Consider the following 18,141-nt stretch of genomic DNA (forward strand, 5'->3'; position numbering starts at 1 on the left):
ACTGGCCGATGGCGGGCTGCCCGCCTCGTGGGAAGCCGATCGCATCGTCGGCCCGGTCGCCGTGCCCGTGGCCATCGACACCGGGCGGGCCACCCGCGCAGCACCGGTCGGGTGGCATGCCGGCCCGGCAGTAGGACAGACGCACGCGTCCGGGAAAGGGTGATGGTGTTCTCTCACCGCCCCGCCCCACCCCGGGCTTCCGGGCGGCCCCGCGATCTCGGGAAAGGACCGGCCCATGTCGCAGGTCAAGGAATCGATCGAAGTCGACGTGCCTGTCACCACCGCCTACAACCAATGGACCCAATTCGAGTCGTTCCCCCAGTTCATGGACGGCGTCGAACGCATCGACCAGCGCAGCGACACCCTCACGCACTGGATCACCAAGATCGGCGGCGTCAAGCGCGAGTTCGACGCCGAGATCACCGAGCAGATCCCGGACGAGAAAGTCGCCTGGGTGACCATCGGCGGAGAAACGGAGCAGTCCGGCGTGGTCACCTTCCGGCCGATCGACCCCGCGCACACCGAGGTCACCTTGCACATGGACTTCGACCCGGACGGCATGGCGGAGAGCATCGCCGACAAGTTCGGCTTCATCGACCGGCAGGTCAAGGGCGACCTCAAGCGGTTCAAGCACTTCATCGAAGAACGCGGCGCCGAGTCCGGCGCCTGGCGCGGCGACGTCTGACCGCCTTCTGTCCGGCCCGCGGGCCCCGGTTCCCGAGGCGGGCGGGCGGCGACCGTGCGCCTCCGGCTGCTCCCCTCCCTGGGCCGGTGCGCGAGCGGGCGCGTACGGATCGGGCAGTCACCCGTCTCGGCGCGGCGCCGGGCACAGCCGGCGCCACGCGTTCCGTAGACGGTGTCCGCCGGTGTTCATGACACGACCGGTGGGGCGGACGGTGTTCCATGGGGCTCCGCCCGTCCGCCCCACCGTTGACCGGCTCGCCGCCGGCCGCTGCCGCCTGTCGACGGAAGTACCTTCACGCCGTCTCCACGCCCTGCCGACCGGGCGGTCGGTTCACGTCGTGCCCGGGGGGCGGTGAAGGAGGAAACGACGCCGGCAGCGGGCCGATGGCCGACAGTCCGGCCAGGGCCAGCAGGGCGGGACCCTCGCCGGGCCATCCACGTGCTGGTCGGACCGGTGCGGGACAGCCCCGCGATGCCGATGACGACGAGGGCCGTACCGGCGATCGCCGGGCGGCGCGGGCCGTAGAGGCGCAGTGCGGTACCGGCGACGGGGGCGCCGAGGACCGGACCCGCCGCCACCACCACGATCGCACCGGTCCGGATGGCGACCCGCGTAGCGAGCCGGTCGGCCGGACACGTCGGCCTCGGCAGCGCGAGCGTCGCCTGCTGGAGAAGCGCACCGCATGTCCCCTGGGCGGCGCGCAGGCCGATCACCCAACCCCGGCCGGGCCGGCCGTCGCGGACGCGTCGAGACGGCCCCAGAGTCCCAGCTCAGACACCAGCCGCAAACTAGCTGGGTGATCTAGGTCCTGCCGTTGTGGCGGCCTGTTCGGGGTCGAGGGTGTTGACGCGGTTCGCGTACTCGCGGCGGGCTTTGCGCTGTGCGGGGATCGCCTGGGAGCTGTCCAGGGCCCGGCAGTGGTCGAGGGGTTGGCGGTGGACCGCGGGTGCGGCGGTGACGCGGAGGGTGTAGCCGGTGACGCGTCGTACGGCCTGGCCGTCGTCGAGCGCCGCCCGCTCGACGGGCTCCAGCTCGGCGGTACGGAGGAAGTCGGCGACCTTGCCCGGCATGTCGAGGGCAACAGGCAGCTCTGGGGCGGATACGTCCCCCTCGATGGCGGTGTGGTCGGGCATGAGGTCGGCGACGGCCGTGCGGATGGCGCCGCGGCTGACGCCGTGGTCGCGGGCGAGGGCCGCGACCGAGCGGCCCTCCAGGTACGCGGTGCGTACGTCGGCACTCTTGTCGGCCGCCACGGCGGGGCGGCGTCCGCCCTTGTTGCCCTTGGCTGCGGCGGCCCGCAGTCCGTCGTAGGTGAGCTCGCGCTGCAGGTCACGCTGGAGCTCGCCGGCGGCGGCGAGGGTCTGCACCATGAATTTCACGGTGGACAGCAGCTCGCCGGTGCGGGGGTGGCGGGCGGTGAGGTCCATGGAGGAGAAAGCACCGTCGTGGATGCGCAGGGCGAGCCGGTCTCTGTGGAGGACGTCGAGCACGTCGAGGATGTGGCCCGTTCCTCGTACGAGGAGGAACATCTCGGAGATGTGCACCGTGTCCCCGGGCCGGGCGTAGGTGAGCAGGGCGGCCAACTTCGGTCGCTGGAGGGGGTGGAGGCGGCTGGAGGTGCCGGGCTCCTCTTCGAAGACGATCGGGTCCTCGATCCCGGCCTCGTGAAGAACGAGGTTTTGCCTGGCGGTCGACTGCTGGTCGGTCGAGACCCGCTTGTAGACCAGGTTCGCCACTCGGGGCCCTTCCGTACGGAGGATCGGACCCTATCTGTCGTCAAACCCTGTCATCAAAAGCACCATCGGATCTGATTGGATTCGCGCCGCCGTGAACCCCCGGATTGCACGGGTTCATTGGACGCATCGGCCGCCTGTCGTCAAACGTTCGTTTGACGACAGAATGGGGGCAAGCTGCTGCGACCGGATGCACGCGGGCGGTGGAGTCGGGCGGCTCGGCGGTCAAGGCGTCGCTGACCCGCGGGGTGCGGCGTTCTCGTCGAGGAATTCCTGGATCAGGTGGCGCAGGACGTCCGGGCGCTCCAGGTGCACGTCGTGGCCTGCGCCAGGAACGGTCGCTGTGGTTGCTCCCGGTAGTCGCCGGAGCATGGTCTCGGACTCCTGCGGAGAGATGATGCCGGACTGGCCCAGGACGGTCAGGACCGGACACGTGATCCTTCCCCACTCGTCCCAGAAGGAGCGTTGGGCGATCTCGGCCAGCGAGGCGACCATAAGGTCCCGGTCGAAGCGGGGCCACCACCCGTCGTGCTCCTCCAGCCCGGCAGCCCAGCCTTCGCCGACCAAGCCGCCGCCGAGGAACGCGGCGGCTGCCTCCCTGGACGGGAACGGAGTCGGCCAGGCATCGAGCCAGCCGCCGATCTCGGCCTGCACATTCGGGTTCGGTCCGCCGGGTCCTGCTTCGACCAGGACGAGCGCGCGTACGAGGTGGGGGCGTGCGGCAGCGGTGAGCATGGCGGTGTGGCCGCCGAGGGACTGTCCCGCCAGGACGGGCAGGTGCAGGTCGAGCTGGTCGATGACGGCGATGACATCTGCGACGTACGCGGCGCGGCTCACCTCGCGCGGAAAGCGCTCACTGGCGCCGTGGCCGCGCTGATCGACGGCGACGACCCGGAAGCGTGGGCTGAGGGCCCTGGCGAGGGTGTCCCATTCACCGGCGTGGCCGGCCAGTCCATGCAGGAGGACGACGGGCGGACCGCAGCCACCCCAGTCGCGGCAGGACAGGCGGACGCCGCTCCTTGTCACGATGCGTTCAAACCAGGGCACGCGGGTCTCCTCCCGGCGTCGTCGGAGAGGTGTCGATCAGAAGCGGAACATCGCGGCGAACCGGTCGAGAAGAGCGGGATCGCCGGCCACGCGCACGCTGCCGTCGGCGAGTGCTTCCTCGGGGGATTTGGTGCCGCTCATCAGCTCGCGGACCGGGTGGCCGGACAGGCGCTCGATGACAAGGTCGGGGGCGGGATGCGGGCCGAAGCCGACGGCGAGCACGCCATCGGTGATCTGCAGGCGGATGGTGAACTCGCCCATGCGCACCTCGAAGCCGACGGCGATGTGCTGGGCGGCGGCGGGCCGGAAGGCGGTACGGAAGGACATGGCCACCGCTTCGGCGGTGATGGTTTCGCCGGGGCGGGGCTCGGTCATCGTCCGGGCGCCCCAGCGGCCCAGCGCGATGAGCGCGGGTTCGAGGGCACGCCCGTAGTCGGTGAGCTCATAGACGACCGCGCGATCGGGGTGAGGCAGCGCACGCCGGGTGGCCAGGCCCGCCTCTTCCAGTTGCTTCAGACGTGTCGACAGGATGTTGGTGGGGATGGCAGGCAGGCCCTTGCGCAGATCCGTGTAGCGACGGGGCCCGTTGAGCAGGTCGCGAACGATCAGCATCGACCACCGCTCGCCGACCATCTCCATCGCGCGGGCCAGGCCGCAGAACTGCTTGTACTCCCGAGTCGCCATGATGCAAATCCTAACCCGGGATTCGGTTGACAAAGTTCACTTGCAAAAGACAAGCTCACTTCCCGTTCAGTGGTGCATGGGCGTACATGGCCGCGCTCCTCACCGATGACCAGGAAGGACCTCCACATGTCCCCGACGCTTGACCCTCCGGCCGCCCTCGGCATAACCCCGGCCCGCACGGTGCCGCGTCTCCTAGCGGCCGCCGGTATCGCGGCAGGCCCGCTCTTCCTTGCGACGGGTCTGGTCCAGGGCCTGACGCGCGACGGGTTCGACTTCAGCCGTAACGCCCTCAGCCAGCTCAGCCTCGGCGCCCTCGGCTGGATCCAGATCGCCGTCTTCTTCCTCACCGGCCTGCTGGTCATCGGCGGCGCGATCGCGATACGCCAGGAGCTACGCGATGCTCCCGGCGGCACCTGGGCGCCCCGGCTGCTCGGTGCGTTCGGTGCCTCCTTCCTGCTCGCTGGGGTCTTCCATGCAGACCCGGGGGCCGGATTTCCCGACGGTGCCCCCGAAGGCCGGGCCACCTCGCTGAGCGCACACGGCACCGTCCACATGCTGGCCGGCGCGGGCGGTTACCTGGCGCTGTGCGCCGCGTTGCTCGTACTCGCCCGGCACTTCACCGCGCGCCGACAGCGGGGCTGGGCCATGCTCGCCCGCCTCGTGCCGGTCGGGGTCCTCGCCGGATTCGCGGCCTCCGCCAGCACCGTCGCGGCCTTCACCGCCGGAGCAGGTCTCGGCCTGCTCGGCTTCAGCGCCGTCACCGCCCGCCTGACCCTCCCCACAGAGCATGAGCGGCCCGGCTGCGCCGCCCGGAACCGCACCACGCCCATCACCGCACGACAGGAGACCTCCGCATGACCACACCGGCAAAGGGCCCCGCCAGCTACTTCCCCGCAATCGAGAAGAAGTACGGCCGCCCCGTAGCGGAGTGGAAGGACATCATCCGCACTTCACCGCTGACCAAGCACATGGATCTCGTCGCCTGGCTCAAGGCCGAGCACGGCCTGGGTCACGGTCATGCCAACGCACTGGTCGCACACACGTTGGCCGAAGGCAACAGTTGAGCCCTCGATGTGTCGCGTTGCGGGCGCGTGCGGCGTAGGCGCGCATCAGATTCCGTGCCCGCCACGATGCCTCGTTCATCCGGGGGTCGGTGAGGTCGGCGAAGTCCTTCATCGTGTCTCCGCGCTCGTACGGTCGCCGGCGTCCGCCGCCTTTCGGGGGCGGGGCACGCCGGCGGACAGCCCGAGGTCGAGGCGCTTGTCCATGTCGAGGCGGAAGGTGCCGTATGGGTTGACGTTCGACCAGAAGAGCGCGGTCGGCCCACGCCGGTCCTCGTCCGAGAGCCTCGATGCCCAGGCGGGTTCGGCCAGGATCTGCTGCACCAGCAGGGTGTTGACGTGCACGAGTGCGGACTGGAGCAGGTGCAGGGCGAGCATCGAGGTTTCGGCGTCCCGGTCGATGCGCTCGTAGGCGGCCACCGAGGAGAACTCGTCGGTGAAGCCGGTCATGAAGTCGGCGTTCTTCAGCACATCCAGGAGATCGAGGACGCCCCAGCGGCCTACGACCTCGTCCTTGAGCGCCTGCAGGCCGGTCGGCTCCGCCAGCGGCTCCAGCTTCGACACCGTAATCCACGGCTCGCCCCTGCGCGTGGTGACCTTCGCCCCGCCCGCGCTGCCGTCCGCGAGCGCGGCCGTGAGCCCGTCGAGGCCCGCGGTCATCCGCTTCTTCAGATCGGCAATGAACGTGCGCGGGTTCAGCGGCTGCCGGATAGCGGCGTAGTGCACGGCGCGGGTGGCCTCGAAATCCCCGGGCAGGTCGTCCTCAGGGTTCTTCCACCGGGCGGCGCCCTCGACGTAGATCTCCCGGCGGCGCACCGCGTCCCGTAGCGCGACCAGCACACACAGCTCGTACGGGATGCGCTCGATACGGCCCCTGTCATCGACGACCGCCTCACGCCAGTCCTTGCGCACCACCCCGTCCATCGGCGGCTCGTCAACAGCGGGGCCGTAGAAGCGGGTCTTGCCGTCGACATCGGCGTACTTCTTCAGCAGCTTCATCGCGTCCTCGGCCACCAGCGCCAGCAGCCGGTTCCTGCCCACCGGGCCCAGGCGCTCGATGGTCCGGGCGCAAAACGCCCGCTCCCACCTGCCCCGCGCGGCGACCAAAACCTTCTCGACCCGCGTCGGGCCCGGCGGCTCAACCTTCCGCGTCCGGCACTCCACCAGCAAAACCTCACGCTGGCGGTCCTCCACCAGCTCGACCGGGCACACCTCCACGGCAAGCCACGCAGTCAGCGACTCCTCGTCCGCGAGCGTCGGCGGACGCAACCCCAGCGCCTCGCGAATCTGCTTACGGTGGTACTCGGCAGTCCGGCCGACCAGCGTGTACTTCGCGAAGTCGGTGGCCTGGACCTTCACCAACTCGGCGACGTACTCCACCGCGGCCGGCGGGACCTCTTCCAGCACATCGGGAAACCGGCCCTCCAACTCGAAGAACTTCAGCAAGAGGCTGAAGCCGAGCCGGGTCGTCCCGCTCTTGTTCGCCACCAACCCCCAGTCGCCGTCCACCAGCGTCCAGTTCGCCAACAGCTCTTCTGGCGACCACTCTTGCCGCACACCCGTCCCTTGTGGCCTCGATCACTCGATCAGACCAACGACGACCCCCGCGACCGGGAAACGAGGCCCACGCGGCTACCGCGACCTGCTTTGCGGCTGGTGTCTGAGCTAGGACTCCGGGGCCGGGAGGAACGAGCCGTGCGGGGCGCCGGTCGGCCGCCCCGACGGGTCGACCAAGCCGGGCGACACTTTGCGGACTCGGCCTAGGAGGCGCCTGCTCTTGTGAAGGTACGGCGGTAGGTGCGCGGCGGGACACCTCGTCGCCGGACGAACTGCTCGCGCAGGACGGCGGCACTGCCGTATCCGACGAGCCGGGCGATCTCCTCGATGGGCAGGTCCGTCGTCTCCAGGAGCTCCTCCGCCCGGCCCAGGCGCAGGCCGAGGATCCAGGCGTGCGGCGTCGTACCGGTGGCGGCGGCGAACCGGCGGGCGAAGGAGCGGCGGCTCATCAGCGCGCGACGCGCCAGTTCGGCCACGGGCAGCGGTCGGTGAAGATGGGCGCGGGCCCACGCCAGTACCTCCGCGAGCCGCTCGTCCTCACCGTCCTCGGGCACGGGAGCGGCCAGGTACTGGGCCTGGCCGCCGTCGCGGTGCGGCGGGAGGACGAGGTCGCGGGCGACGGCGTTGGCGGCCGCCGCCCCGTACTCCCTGCGCAGCAGATGCAGGCAGAGGTCGAAGCCGGCGGCGGCGCCCGCGCCCGTGATGATCCGGCCCTCGTCGACGTAGAGGGCGTCGGCGTCGACGGTCACGTCCGGGTGGCGGTGGGCCAGGAGGCCGGCGAAGCGCCAGTGTGTGGTGGCCTTCAGACCGTCGAGCAGGCCGGCGGCGGCGAGCGCGAACGTGCCGACGCAGTGCGCCCCGACCAGCGCCCCGCGTGTGTGCGCCGCCCGGAGCGCGTCGAGTACGGGGGCGGGCGGCGGGGTACGGAAGTCGGCCCAGGGCAGGACGAGTACGAGATCGGCGTCGGCGATCCGGGCGAGGCCGTGCTCGACGGCCAGCGGCACACCGACGTCGGTGGGCACCTGTCCTGGCCGGTCGCCGCAGAACGCGAAGTCGAAGGACGGGAGGTCGCCCGCCCGGTCGGAGAAGACCTCGGCGACGAGGCCGGCGGCGAGCAGCCCGACGCGAGGTGGGGCGTAGGCGGCGACGGTGCGGAACGGCATGGCCGGGAGTGTGGCACAAAACCCGCGATGCGTGGCAGGAAGGCCACTCGTCTGCGGTTCTCCGCCGGGCGAGGCTTACGGACATGACAGACCAGCCGCGCGGCAACACCGCCGAGTTCACCGTCCTGACCACCGGTTACACCCTCTCGACCGGGCCGGGGGTCGCCGCCACCGTCTCGTACGTCTCGGACGGCGACCGGCATGTGATCGTCGACCCGGGCATGGTGGCGAGCCGCGACCGCATCCTCGGCCCGCTCGCCGAACTCGGTCTGGGGCCCGACGACATCACCGACGTGGTGCTCAGCCACCACCACCCCGACAACGTCCTGAACGTGGGCCTGTTCGGCCGGGCGCGGGTCCATGACCACAAGGCGGAGTACCTCGACGACCAGTGGACCGACCGCGACGCCGAGGGCCATGAGATCACCGGGTCCCTGCGGCTGATCCGCACCCCCGGCCACAGCCCCGAGGACATCACTCTGCTCGCCGGTACCGCCGACGGCGTGGTCGCCTTCGCCGGCGACCTCTGGTGGCGCCCGGACGGCCCGGCCGACGACCCGGTCGCCCCGGACCGCGACACGCTGCGCGCCTCACGCCTCCGCGTCCTGGCGGCGGCCGATGTCATCGTCCCGGGCCACGGCGGCCCGTTCCGGGCCGGGGAAGGAGTACCTCTCTAGGTCTTGCCCGGCCCGCGACGCGCTTTCAGGCGGACGCCGAACCTCTTCGGACACGCCTCAGGACCGGGCCCGCCGTGGGTCGTTCAGGCCCCCAGGCCGAGGAGGGCCACCTCCAGGGGGAGGGCGGGCCGCGTGGGGAGGGCGGGCGGCTCCTGGCCGCGGCCGGTGTGCGTGGGCGGGACGGGGCGCAGCGCCCTGATGCCGTCGGCGCCCCACCCGGCGTTCGTCGGGGGCAGCGAGAGGGTCATGCGCCGGCCGTCGGCCAGAGTGGTCTCGAACGTGGTCGGGTCATCTGCCTGCATGGCAACTCACTTCCGTCGGCAACACACAGCACCGTGGAATCCAGCTCGCCTTGAAGGACGCGTGGACGAGCGAAAGGGTTCCCCTGCCAGCCGCGCGCGCCCTCGGCCGATTGCGTCACCGCCCCCGCGTGGTTGTCCAGCATGACGGTGGGCCCGAGGCCGCGGGCCGCTTCCACGGTGCCGTCCCGGGGCGTCGTGTCGGGCCACGACACCCCGGGACGGCACCCGCCTCCCGGCCTCCGGTCCCAGGTGCCACCACTCCCCCGGCCGGGTACGGGCGGCGGGCACGACGGTCCCGACCGGCCCTCCCGACCCCTGCGGTCCGCTCCCGCCACTGTCGGCCGGGCCTCTCGGCGGTCCGGGGCGGCCGGACCCGCCCGTGCCTGCCGCCGTCGCGGTCGCGACCCCGGGCACCGGGCCTTCGCCGGGCCCCGCACCGCCGCGGCCCGTTGTGCCCGCGCCCGGAGTCGCGCCGTCCGGTAGTTCCTCCGGGGGTCCGGAGGCGAAGGCACCACCCCGCGCGGCACCGGTTCCCGGCCGGACCCAGCCGCCACCCGCACCGACACCCGCACCCGCACCCGCACCCGCACCGAGGAGCGGCCGGTCGGAGTCGGTCTCCCGCGGGAAGCGGGCGAGTTCGCGGACCACCCGGGCGGGCAGCTCGTCCGTGTCGATGCCCCGGTGCCCGAACGCTCGTCCGGCCAGTACCCGTCCGCGCAGGTCGAGGAGTCCGAACATCGACACGGGCACACCGATGGGCACGCCGTCGACCACGGGGCCGCCGGCGGCACCGGTGCGCAGGTCCAGCGGAATCCGCGGACGACCCACACCCCCCTCCTCCTCCCCCGCGCGATCCGGCAGCTCCCGTACGAGCCCGAGCCGCAGGAGGGCCCCGCACCGGGCGGGACACGGCGGCGGGGCCCAGCCCGAAGAGCCGGGTGATGGCCCCGCGGACCACCGGCCCCGGTCGAGGACCGCGCGGATCACGGCGGCGTCGGCCTCGCGGCGGCCGTCCCCCGGTATACGCGGAGCCGGGCGGGATGAGCGTCACCGTCTTCCTCTCTGTTGCCGGCCGTGGCACGGGGATTGCGCGCACATGAATTCGTCACCGCCCGCGTCAGAGCACCTCACATGGCCGGAAATGGTCGGTGCACCGGTCCGATCCCACGGCGAAACGGCAGTTCGGAACCGGTGCGGGGCCGCCTGTGGGAGGGGGCGGGGCAGCCTGTGTGACGACGATTCGACCAGTGATCGCGAGCGCGGCGGGCCCCGCCCCGGCCTTGACCCCCGCGGTTCGGCGCTGCCACGCTCCCAGCCATGTCCGCGACGAGCATCTCCCCGGTGGGGCTCCACGATCTGGGCCGGCGTACCGCGTCCCAGGTGTGTACGAGCCGCTGTACCGCGATGCCCCGGTTCTGAGACCGCTCGGCAGGCACGGTCCCGCACTGCCCGATCGCGTCCGCTGTCGCCCCGGCACCCGTCGGAATCGTCCCGGACGTCTGCCTCCGTTCGCTTCTCCGCTGCGGGAAGAACGCGTGCACGGCGCGGCGGAGTTCCGTGCTCCACCGTGACCGCCCGTGCTCTGCCCGATCACCTTCCGCCGTACCGCCGGGCGTCCCCCGGCCTGTTCGGCATACCTCCACCGAAAGGATCACGCCATGACCACCACGACAGCCGAGGGCGCCCGCAACGGTTTCGCCGCCTCCGCGGAAGACGACCTGCCCGCTCGGGGGGAGGTGACCGTACAGCGGCTGGGGGGCCGGCTCGGCGCGGTCGTCTCCGGCGTACGCCTCGGCCCCGGTCTCGCCCCGGAGACCGTGGCGGCCGTACGGGCCGCGCTGCTGGCGCACAAGGTCATCTTCTTCCACGATCAGGACCACCTCACCGAGGACGACCACGAGGCGTTCGCCCGTCTGCTGGGCACGCCCGTCGCCCACCCCACCGTGCCGTCCGCCGACGGCCGCTACTCGCTCGGCATCGACTCCGACCACGGGGCCAGGGCCAACCAGTGGCACACCGACGTCACGTTCGTCCCCGCGTACCCGGCCTTCTCCATCCTGCGCGCCGTGACCGTCCCGCCCTACGGCGGCGACACCCTGTGGGCGAACACGGCCACCGCCTACGCGAACCTGCCGGCGCCGCTGCGCACCCTCGCCGACAGCCTCCGCGCCGAGCACTCCAACGTCTACGACTACGTGGCGGTGCGCCCCGACGCGCTTCCCGAGGCGCTCGCACAGTACCGGGAGGTCTTCACCTCCACCTCGTTCCGCACCGAGCACCCGGTCGTCCGGGTTCACCCCGAGACGGGTGAACGCGCCCTCCTCCTCGGGAACTTCGTCCAGCGCATCAGCGGTGTGAGCGGGGCCGACTCACGGGCGCTGGTGAACCTCTTCCAGTCGCACATCGAGCGTCCGGAGAACACCGTGCGGTGGCGTTGGCAGAAGGGCGACGTGGCCATCTGGGACAACCGGGCCACCCAGCACTACGGCGTGGACGACTCCGGCGACCACGAGCGCAGGCTGCGCCGCGTGACCGTCGACGGTGACGTCCCGGTCGGCGTCGACGGCCTGGCCTCGCGGCTGCTGGAGCCGCAGGCCGTTCCGGACCCGGCCTTCGGCATCGCGTCGGGTGCGTCGGCTGCCCAGGAGGCGTCCGCCTGACGCGGCGCCGCTGCCCGTGCCGGCCGGCCACGGCCCCGGCGCGGGCACGGTCCTCCCGCGTACGTCCCTCGCCCCGCCTTCGAACAAGGAACCGCCATGCCCACCTTGACACCGACCTCCCGACGCCAGTTCCTCACCCTTCTCGGTATCTCGGCGGCCGCGGTGAGCTGCGGCCGGGCCACCGCCGGGGGCGCCTCGGCACAGACGAAGACCCTCAAGTACCAGGGCTGGGCCGGTCAGGTCACCCTCCCGGAGCTCGCCGAGGACCTCGGGTTCCTCGGCGATGTGAGGCTCGAGTGGATCGGCAACACCATCAGCGGCCCGCAGGACATCCAGTCCGCCGCCACCGGGCAGACCGACTTCGGCGGCGCCTTCAACGGCGCGGTCGTGAAGCTGGCCGCCAACAAGGCCCCAATCAAGTCGGTGATCAGTTACTACGGCTCCGACGAGCACGCGTACAGCGGCTACTACGTGCTGGAGGACAGCCCGATCCGTTCGGCCCGCGACCTCCTCGGCAGGAAGGTCGGGATGAACACCCTCGGGGCGCACGCCGAGGCGATGCTCGACCTCTACCTCCAGCGCCACGGCATCTCCCACGGGGACAGCGGCAAGGTCGAACGGCTCGCGCTGCCGCCCGTGAACACGGAGCAGTCACTGCGCCAGCGGCAGATAGAGGTCGCGGTCCTCAGCGGCATCCTGCGCGACAAGGCACTGGCGGCCGGCGGCATCCGCCCGCTGTTCACCGACCATCAGCTGCTCGGCGCCTTCAGCGCGGGGACGTACGTCATGACGGACCGGTTCCTCAAGCGCAACCCCGACACGGCCAGGGCCTTCGTGACGGGCGTGGCGAAGGCCATCGAGTGGTCCCGCACCACCCCTCGGGAGCAGGTCGTGGCCCGGATGACCACGATCGTGAAGAAGCGGGGCCGCAACGAGGACACCGTCACGCTGAAGTACTGGAAGTCCTTCGGCGTCGCGGAGACGGGCGGACGGATCACCGACAGGCAGTTCCAGCCGTGGATCGACTGGCTGGGCGAGCGCGGCGACATCGACAAGGACCGGGTCGACGCGACCGGCCTGTACACCAACGACTTCAACGCGTACGGCGAGAAGGGCGGGAGCTGAGCCATGGGCGAGACCACGGTTCCCAAGATCGTTTTCGAGCGGGTACGCAAGACGTTCCCCGTCAAGGACGGCGGCAAGGGCCGTCGGCAGCCGGGCGAGTTCACCGCGCTGGACGGTGTCGATCTGCGGATCGAGGCCGGTGAGTTCGTGGTGGTCGTCGGGCCCAGCGGATGCGGGAAGTCGACACTGCTCGATCTGCTGGGCGGGCTGACGCCCGTCACGCAGGGGCGGGTCCTGCTGGACGGCCGGCCGGTGACGGGGCCGGGTGTCGACAGGGGCATCGTCTTCCAGCAGTACGCGCTGCTGCCCTGGCGCACGGCCCAGGGGAACGTCGAGTTCGGTCTGGAGGCGACCGGTGTACCGCGCCGGGAGCGCGCGGAACGGGCGCGGGCCCATCTGGACCTGGTCGGCCTCTCGGGGTTCGAGAACCGTCATCCGCACGAGCTGTCGGGCGGGATGCGCCAGCGCGTCGCGATCGCCCGCAGCCTGGCGTACGACCCGGATGTGCTGCTCATGGACGAGCCGTTCGCGGCCCTGGACGCGCAGACGCGTGAGTCGCTCCAGGACGAGCTGCTGCGGATCTGGCAGCGCACCGGCAAGACGATCGTGTTCATCACCCACGGCATCGAGGAGGCCGTCCACCTCGGGCAGCGCGTGGCGGTGATGACCTCGCGGCCCGGCCGGATCAAGGAGGTCGTGCCCATCTCGTTCCCCTCGCGCACCGCGACGGACGATCTGCGTTCGAGCCCGGAGTTCGCCCGCTACCGCCATCGGATCTGGGAACTGCTGCACGACGAGGTGGCCAGGGCCCAGCAGCTGGAGAAGGAAGGAGCTGCCGCATGAGTACCGGAACCGGCACGCGTACCGCCGTGTCGCCCGCCGCCTCGCCCGAGAAGTCCCCGCCGGTCACGGCCCCCGGGCGGGAGCGCCCCGGGCCCGGGCCGGGCGTGGCGGGCGCGGCACGACGACGGGCGGGCCGGGCGGCGGTCCGGATCCGCCGGCCCCTGCGCGGTCCGGCCCGGCTGCTGGCCACGGCCGCCACGAAGTCGGCCGCGATCCTGGCACTGCTCGTCCTGTGGGAGACGGCGCCCCGGCTGGGCCTGGTCGACAGCACGTTCCTGCCGCCGTTCAGCGACGTGGCCGTCGCCTGGTGGGAGCTCCTGGCCGACGGCCAGCTGACCGAGCACGTAGGGGCCAGCCTGACACGGTCGTTCACCGGATTCGCGCTGGCCGTGGTGGTCGCCGTGCCCCTGGGTCTGCTGATCGGCTGGTACCGGCCGGTGGCCGGTCTGCTCGGGCCGCTGCTGGAGGTGTTCCGCAATACCGCGGCACTGGCCCTGCTGCCGGTGTTCGTGCTGCTGCTCGGCATCGGGGAGACCTCCAAGATCTCCATCGTCGTCTACGCCTGCACCTGGCCGATCCTGCTCAACACCATCAGCGCGGTACGCAACGCCGATCCCACCCTGGTGAAACTGGCGAGGTCGATGAACCTGTCCGCGCCCCGGCTCTTCCAGAAGGTGATCCTGCCGTCCTCGGTGCCGACCATCTTCACCGGCGTCCGGCTGGCCGGCGCGGTATCGATCCTCGTGCTGGTGGCCGCCGAGATGATCGGCGCCAAGGCGGGGCTCGGGTACCTGATCAACGCCTCACAGTACAACTTCGCGATCCCCCAGATGTACGCGGGCATCATCACCATCTCGGCGATCGGTGTGGTGTTCAACCAGGTACTCGTGGCGGTCGAGCGGCGGCTCGGCTCCTGGCGGGTACCGGCCGGCGGCTGATACCGGGACCGGCCGGACACCGGACCCGGTACCCGCCGGTCCCGGTACCCGCCGGTCCCGCTCCCCGGCCGCACGGTCCGGCCGCTCCGCCCGCCCCGCGCTCGTGCGTCCGCGCCGGCGGACCTCGGCGCCCTCCGTCCCTCCGTCCCTCCGAGCCGCGTGGGTCTCCGCACCTGCGCCGCTCCGCACCTGGCGGGACTCCCGGCCGGCCGGTCCACCCCCGGTCCGGCCCCCTCTCCTCCTGTCTCCGCGCCCGCCCCTCGACCCGCCTCCCGACTCGCCCAAGGACTGCCATGACCGCCGCCCGACCGCGTCAACTCCACCTCAACGCCTTCCTGATGAACGCCGGCCACCACGACGCCGCCTGGCGCCACCCGGGCACGCAGCCCGAACGGATCACCGACCTGCGCTACTTCCAGGAACTGGCCCGTACCGCCGAGCGCGGCACCCTCGACTCGATCTTCTTCGCCGACGGGCTCGCCCTGTGGGGCAAGGTCCGTCACAACGCGCTCGGCGGCTTCGAACCGCTCACGCTGCTGTCGGCGCTGGCCGCCGTGACCGAGCACATCGGACTGATCGCGACCGTGTCGACCACGTTCAACGAGCCGTTCCACACGGCACGCAAGTTCGCGTCCCTGGACCACCTCAGCGGTGGCCGGGCGGGCTGGAACATCGTCACCTCCGGCACGGTCGACGAGGCCCGCAACTTCGGCCAGGACGAGCACCTGGAGCACGGGCTGCGTTATGAGCGGGCCCGGGAGTTCGTCGAGGTGGCGACCAAGCTGTGGGACAGCTGGGAGGACGACGCCGTCGTGCTCGACCGGGAACGGGGGATCTACGCCGACACCGACAAGGTGCGGCCGATCGAGCACCGCGGTCCGTACTTCGGGGTGCGCGGTCCCCTCAACGTGCCGCGCGGCCCGCAGGGGCGCCCGCTGCTGGTGCAGGCGGGCTCCTCGGAGGACGGCAAGGAGTTCGCCGCGCGGTACGCCGAGGCCGTCTTCACCGCCCAGCAGACCCTCGCGGACGGTCAGGCGTTCGCCAAGGACCTCCGGTCGCGGCTGGCCCGGTACGGCAGGTCCGAGGACCAGCTGCGGATCCTCCCCGGTATCTGCCCGGTGATCGGCTCCACCGAGGCCGAGGCGCACGCTCTGGCCGACGAGCTGACGGAACTCCAGGTACCGGAGTACGGGCTCGCGCAGCTGTCCGGGATGCTGGGCGTCGAGCTGAGCGGGCTGCCGCTGGACGGCCCGCTGCCGGATCTGCCCGGGGAGCAGGACATCAACGGCAACAAGAGCCGCTTCACCCTGGTCGCCGAGCTCGCCCGGCGCGACGGCCTCACCCTGCGGGAACTCATCGCCCGGCTGGGCGGCGGGCGCGGCCACCGTGTCTTCGCCGGCACTCCGGAGCAGATCGCCGACCAGCTGGAGGAGTGGTTCACCCAGGGGGCCGCCGACGGCTTCAACATCATGCCGCCGCTGCTGCCCGACGGGCTCACCCGGTTCGTCGACGAGGTGGTGCCGGAGCTGCGGCGCCGGGGTCTGTTCCGTACCGAGTACACCGGACGGACGCTGCGGGACCACTACGGTCTGCCCCGGCCCGCCAACCGCTTCGCCGAGGCCGCCGGGGCCACCGGGGCCGGGGCCGAGTGAGCGGGCTCCGCCTCGTCACGACGTGCGGGGCGCCGACGGCGGGCCGGCCTCTCCCGGCACGGCTGCGGAGGCGGCCGGCGGCTGCGGAGGCGGCGCGGGCGCGCGTTCCGCGGCCGGCCCCTCGGGGAGCCGCTCAGTCCCGGGGCCGGACGCCGTGCCTCGCCCGCCCGGCCCGTCACAGACGGCTGTCCTCCGCCTTCGGAGAGACGTCGGCGGGACGCTCCTCATCGGCCCGCTGTCCGGGGTCACCGAACTCGCCCGGTGCGGTCGCCCGTGCCGACTGCGTCCACTCCGCGAACCACCAGACGCCCGCCACCACGCATGACCACATGAGCCCCGCGAGCACCGCGGTGGGCCACGGCGCCTGTTCCGCCCCTCGCTCCACCATGGTCAGCACCACCCAGCCGCTGAGCAGAACGGTCACAACCCGCACACGTCGATGCTTGAACATGTCGCGCCACTACCCGATCGGGACGCGATCACTCGGACGCGGCTGCGCGGCGTCATCGTGGCTTGAGCGGAAAAGTGCCGGGCAGACGGCATGACGCGGTCGGCCCGCAGCGGTGGAGGGGGCAGCGGTGGCCACGGAACGGTCAGCGGATCACCGGCCTGCTGGAAGGTGCCGTCCCCCGTCTCGTCGGGGACGGCTGGGAGCCGGTCGAGGGCCGGGCGGACGGGCCCGCCCACCTCACCGGCCGTGTCGTGCCGATGTCGACGCCGCTGCCGGCCCCCACCGTCCGGGAACGGGCAGCGCGCGAAGAGAAGGGCGGCCCGCGCTCGCCGAGCTCACCAGACGCGCGCGTATTCGACCTGCTCCAGAGGGGTGCCGTCGCCGAAGTCCAGGGCGCGTACCGGGCCCGATTCGGTGAAACCGGACTTGGCGTAGAAACGACGGGACTGCGGGGTGTCGCGAAGCGTCCACAGGTGCGCTCCGTCGAAGCCGCCGTCGCGCAGGTGGCGCAGTGTCTCGCTCATCAGCGCCCCGGCGATGCCACTGCCCCAGCCGTCGGGGTGCCCGTAGAAGCTGAGGATCTCCGCGAAACCCGGCCTGGTGGACGAGGGCCGGAAACAGGAGAGGGCCAGGGGACGACCGTCGAGTACGGCGAGCAGGATCGTTCCTTCACCCTCCGCGACCCGCTGGTGCCATCGCGTGCGCCTGCTCCGTACGCCCTCTGCGGCGAACTCGGGCGCGAAGAAGGGGGCGTAGGCCGCTTCCCAGGCCGAGGCATGGATCTCACCGAGTACGTCACCGTCCTCCCGGTCGGCGCAACGAATTTCGATCATCGCAGCACTGTACCGGGGGCGGTTTCCCTGCGGAGGGGGCGTGCGCGGCCGTACGGCTTCCGGCCGTGGGACAGGCAGGCGGGGCCGCCACGCCGACCGCTGCTCGTTCAAGCCCCGTACAGCAGGACGAACATGGCGGTGGCCGCGCCGAAGAGGAGGAAGAAGGCTCCCCACCAGTGCATTGGGACGGCCCACATGGTGTGCTCGTCACCGTTCCTGTTGAGGTACCGCCCCCAGAACCACAGGACGAGGCAGGCGGCGCCACCTCCCAGCGCTCCGCCGAGGGTCTCGTTCCCGAGGAGGCGATCCCCCATCGCGCCACCGCCGACGAGACCCAGGACGACGATCGGGAACGTCAGACATCCGACGCCGCTCCAAGCGATGACCACAGTGCCTCCCGGTCGCCGTGCCTCCTCAGAGGTGTACCCGGGAGCGCGCGCGTCGATGTGGGGCGGTGAGGGAGTGGTCGCGACGGGATGCACGACGGGATACGGAAACTGGCGGCCCGCCCGAACACCGCACGCGGTCAGGCCCGTTCACCCCCGCGGGGGTGAACGGGCCCGGGAAGCCGTCGGGCTCAGTAGGCGCCGTTGACGTTGTCCATGGAGCCGTAGCGGTCGGCCGCGTAGTTGCAGGCGGCGACGATGTTGGCGACCGGGTCGTACTGGCTCTTCTTCGTGCCCGGGACGTGGTAGGCGTCGAAGGTCGGCTTGATGACCTGCAGCAGACC

At 71.8% G+C, this 18,141-nt stretch carries 18 protein-coding genes and 1 pseudogene; 9 read left to right on the forward strand and 10 right to left on the reverse strand.

What is annotated here, in order from left to right; genetic code table 11:
* The first annotated feature begins 235 nt into the window (after positions 1-235).
* Complete coding sequence (locus PUR26_RS10640) at positions 236-685, forward strand: SRPBCC family protein (RefSeq protein WP_329871485.1); 450 nt, start codon at positions 236-238, stop codon at positions 683-685.
* A gap of 788 nt (positions 686-1,473) precedes the next feature.
* Here the strand turns inward: PUR26_RS10640 and PUR26_RS10650 are convergent.
* From PUR26_RS10650 to PUR26_RS10660, 3 genes are all read right to left on the reverse strand, one after another.
* Positions 1,474-2,421, reverse strand: a complete 948-nt coding sequence (locus PUR26_RS10650; protein ID WP_329871487.1) for a recombinase family protein — start codon at positions 2,419-2,421, stop codon at positions 1,474-1,476.
* Positions 2,422-2,643: 222 nt separating this feature from the next.
* A complete protein-coding gene (locus PUR26_RS10655) occupies positions 2,644-3,465 on the reverse strand; it encodes an alpha/beta fold hydrolase (protein WP_329871489.1) in 822 nt (273 codons plus the stop codon).
* A gap of 36 nt (positions 3,466-3,501) precedes the next feature.
* Positions 3,502-4,149 (reverse strand): winged helix-turn-helix transcriptional regulator, encoded by a 648-nt coding sequence (locus PUR26_RS10660; protein WP_329871490.1) that lies wholly within the window; start codon positions 4,147-4,149, stop codon positions 3,502-3,504.
* Between the two features lie 126 nt (positions 4,150-4,275).
* Between PUR26_RS10660 and PUR26_RS10665 the strand changes: the two genes are divergently transcribed.
* Together PUR26_RS10665 and PUR26_RS10670 are read left to right on the forward strand one after the other, a co-directional pair.
* Entirely contained in the window at positions 4,276-5,007 is a 732-nt protein-coding gene (locus PUR26_RS10665) for a DUF998 domain-containing protein (RefSeq protein WP_329871492.1), read from the forward strand.
* Positions 5,004-5,213 carry a DUF4287 domain-containing protein gene (locus tag PUR26_RS10670; RefSeq protein ID WP_329871494.1) on the forward strand — a complete coding sequence of 70 codons (210 nt, stop codon included), beginning with the start codon at positions 5,004-5,006 and terminating at the stop codon, positions 5,211-5,213. Before PUR26_RS10665 ends, PUR26_RS10670 begins: the two co-directional genes overlap by 4 nt.
* A 108-nt stretch (positions 5,214-5,321) precedes the next feature.
* Here PUR26_RS10670 and PUR26_RS10675 read toward each other — a convergent pair whose 3' ends face one another.
* Both PUR26_RS10675 and PUR26_RS10680 read right to left on the reverse strand, forming a co-directional pair.
* Complete coding sequence (locus PUR26_RS10675) at positions 5,322-6,767, reverse strand: DUF4158 domain-containing protein (protein ID WP_329871496.1); 1,446 nt, start codon at positions 6,765-6,767, stop codon at positions 5,322-5,324.
* A gap of 203 nt (positions 6,768-6,970) precedes the next feature.
* On the reverse strand, positions 6,971-7,930 hold the full coding sequence (locus PUR26_RS10680) for a GlxA family transcriptional regulator (protein ID WP_329871497.1): 960 nt from the start codon (positions 7,928-7,930) through the stop codon (positions 6,971-6,973).
* 83 nt (positions 7,931-8,013) lie between these two features.
* Between PUR26_RS10680 and PUR26_RS10685 the strand changes: the two genes are divergently transcribed.
* The gene (locus tag PUR26_RS10685) at positions 8,014-8,607 is read left to right on the forward strand and encodes an MBL fold metallo-hydrolase (RefSeq protein ID WP_329871499.1); all 594 of its coding nucleotides are present in this window, start codon (positions 8,014-8,016) and stop codon (positions 8,605-8,607) included.
* Positions 8,608-8,690: 83 nt separating this feature from the next.
* Here the strand turns inward: PUR26_RS10685 and PUR26_RS10690 are convergent, their stop codons facing one another.
* A complete protein-coding gene (locus PUR26_RS10690; RefSeq protein WP_329871501.1) occupies positions 8,691-8,909 on the reverse strand; it encodes a hypothetical protein in 219 nt (72 codons plus the stop codon).
* 1,658 nt (positions 8,910-10,567) lie between these two features.
* On the opposite strand from PUR26_RS10690, the gene PUR26_RS10695 reads away from it, so the two are divergent.
* The 5 genes from PUR26_RS10695 to PUR26_RS10715 all read left to right on the forward strand — a co-directional run bounded on the left by PUR26_RS10695 (position 10,568) and on the right by PUR26_RS10715 (position 16,127).
* A complete protein-coding gene (locus PUR26_RS10695; protein ID WP_329871503.1) occupies positions 10,568-11,569 on the forward strand; it encodes a TauD/TfdA dioxygenase family protein in 1,002 nt (333 codons plus the stop codon).
* Positions 11,570-11,665: 96 nt separating this feature from the next.
* Positions 11,666-12,694, forward strand: coding sequence for an ABC transporter substrate-binding protein (locus tag PUR26_RS10700; RefSeq protein ID WP_329871505.1), 1,029 nt, complete (start codon positions 11,666-11,668; stop codon positions 12,692-12,694).
* A gap of 3 nt (positions 12,695-12,697) precedes the next feature.
* On the forward strand, positions 12,698-13,537 hold the full coding sequence (locus tag PUR26_RS10705; protein ID WP_329871507.1) for an ABC transporter ATP-binding protein: 840 nt from the start codon (positions 12,698-12,700) through the stop codon (positions 13,535-13,537).
* Complete coding sequence (locus PUR26_RS10710) at positions 13,534-14,475, forward strand: ABC transporter permease (protein WP_329871509.1); 942 nt, start codon at positions 13,534-13,536, stop codon at positions 14,473-14,475. The genes PUR26_RS10705 and PUR26_RS10710 overlap by 4 nt, the downstream gene beginning before the upstream one ends.
* A gap of 293 nt (positions 14,476-14,768) precedes the next feature.
* Positions 14,769-16,127 carry an LLM class flavin-dependent oxidoreductase gene (locus PUR26_RS10715; RefSeq protein ID WP_329871511.1) on the forward strand — a complete coding sequence of 453 codons (1,359 nt, stop codon included), beginning with the start codon at positions 14,769-14,771 and terminating at the stop codon, positions 16,125-16,127.
* A gap of 175 nt (positions 16,128-16,302) precedes the next feature.
* On the opposite strand, the gene PUR26_RS10720 is transcribed toward PUR26_RS10715, so the two are convergent.
* The 4 genes and pseudogenes from PUR26_RS10720 to PUR26_RS10735 form a co-directional block, all read right to left on the reverse strand.
* On the reverse strand, positions 16,303-16,560 hold the full coding sequence (locus PUR26_RS10720; RefSeq protein WP_329871513.1) for a hypothetical protein: 258 nt from the start codon (positions 16,558-16,560) through the stop codon (positions 16,303-16,305).
* Between the two features lie 353 nt (positions 16,561-16,913).
* Positions 16,914-17,411: a GNAT family N-acetyltransferase gene (locus tag PUR26_RS10725; protein WP_329871515.1), complete on the reverse strand. Its 498-nt coding sequence runs from the start codon at positions 17,409-17,411 to the stop codon at positions 16,914-16,916.
* Positions 17,412-17,518: 107 nt separating this feature from the next.
* Positions 17,519-17,800 (reverse strand): hypothetical protein, encoded by a 282-nt coding sequence (locus PUR26_RS10730; protein WP_329871517.1) that lies wholly within the window; start codon positions 17,798-17,800, stop codon positions 17,519-17,521.
* Positions 17,801-17,988: 188 nt separating this feature from the next.
* Positions 17,989-18,141: pseudogene (locus tag PUR26_RS10735) on the reverse strand (transglycosylase SLT domain-containing protein); the annotation flags it as partial.

It is taken from the genome of Streptomyces sp. SP18CS02 (genome assembly GCF_036322365.1).
Lineage (GTDB): Bacteria > Actinomycetota > Actinomycetes > Streptomycetales > Streptomycetaceae > Streptomyces.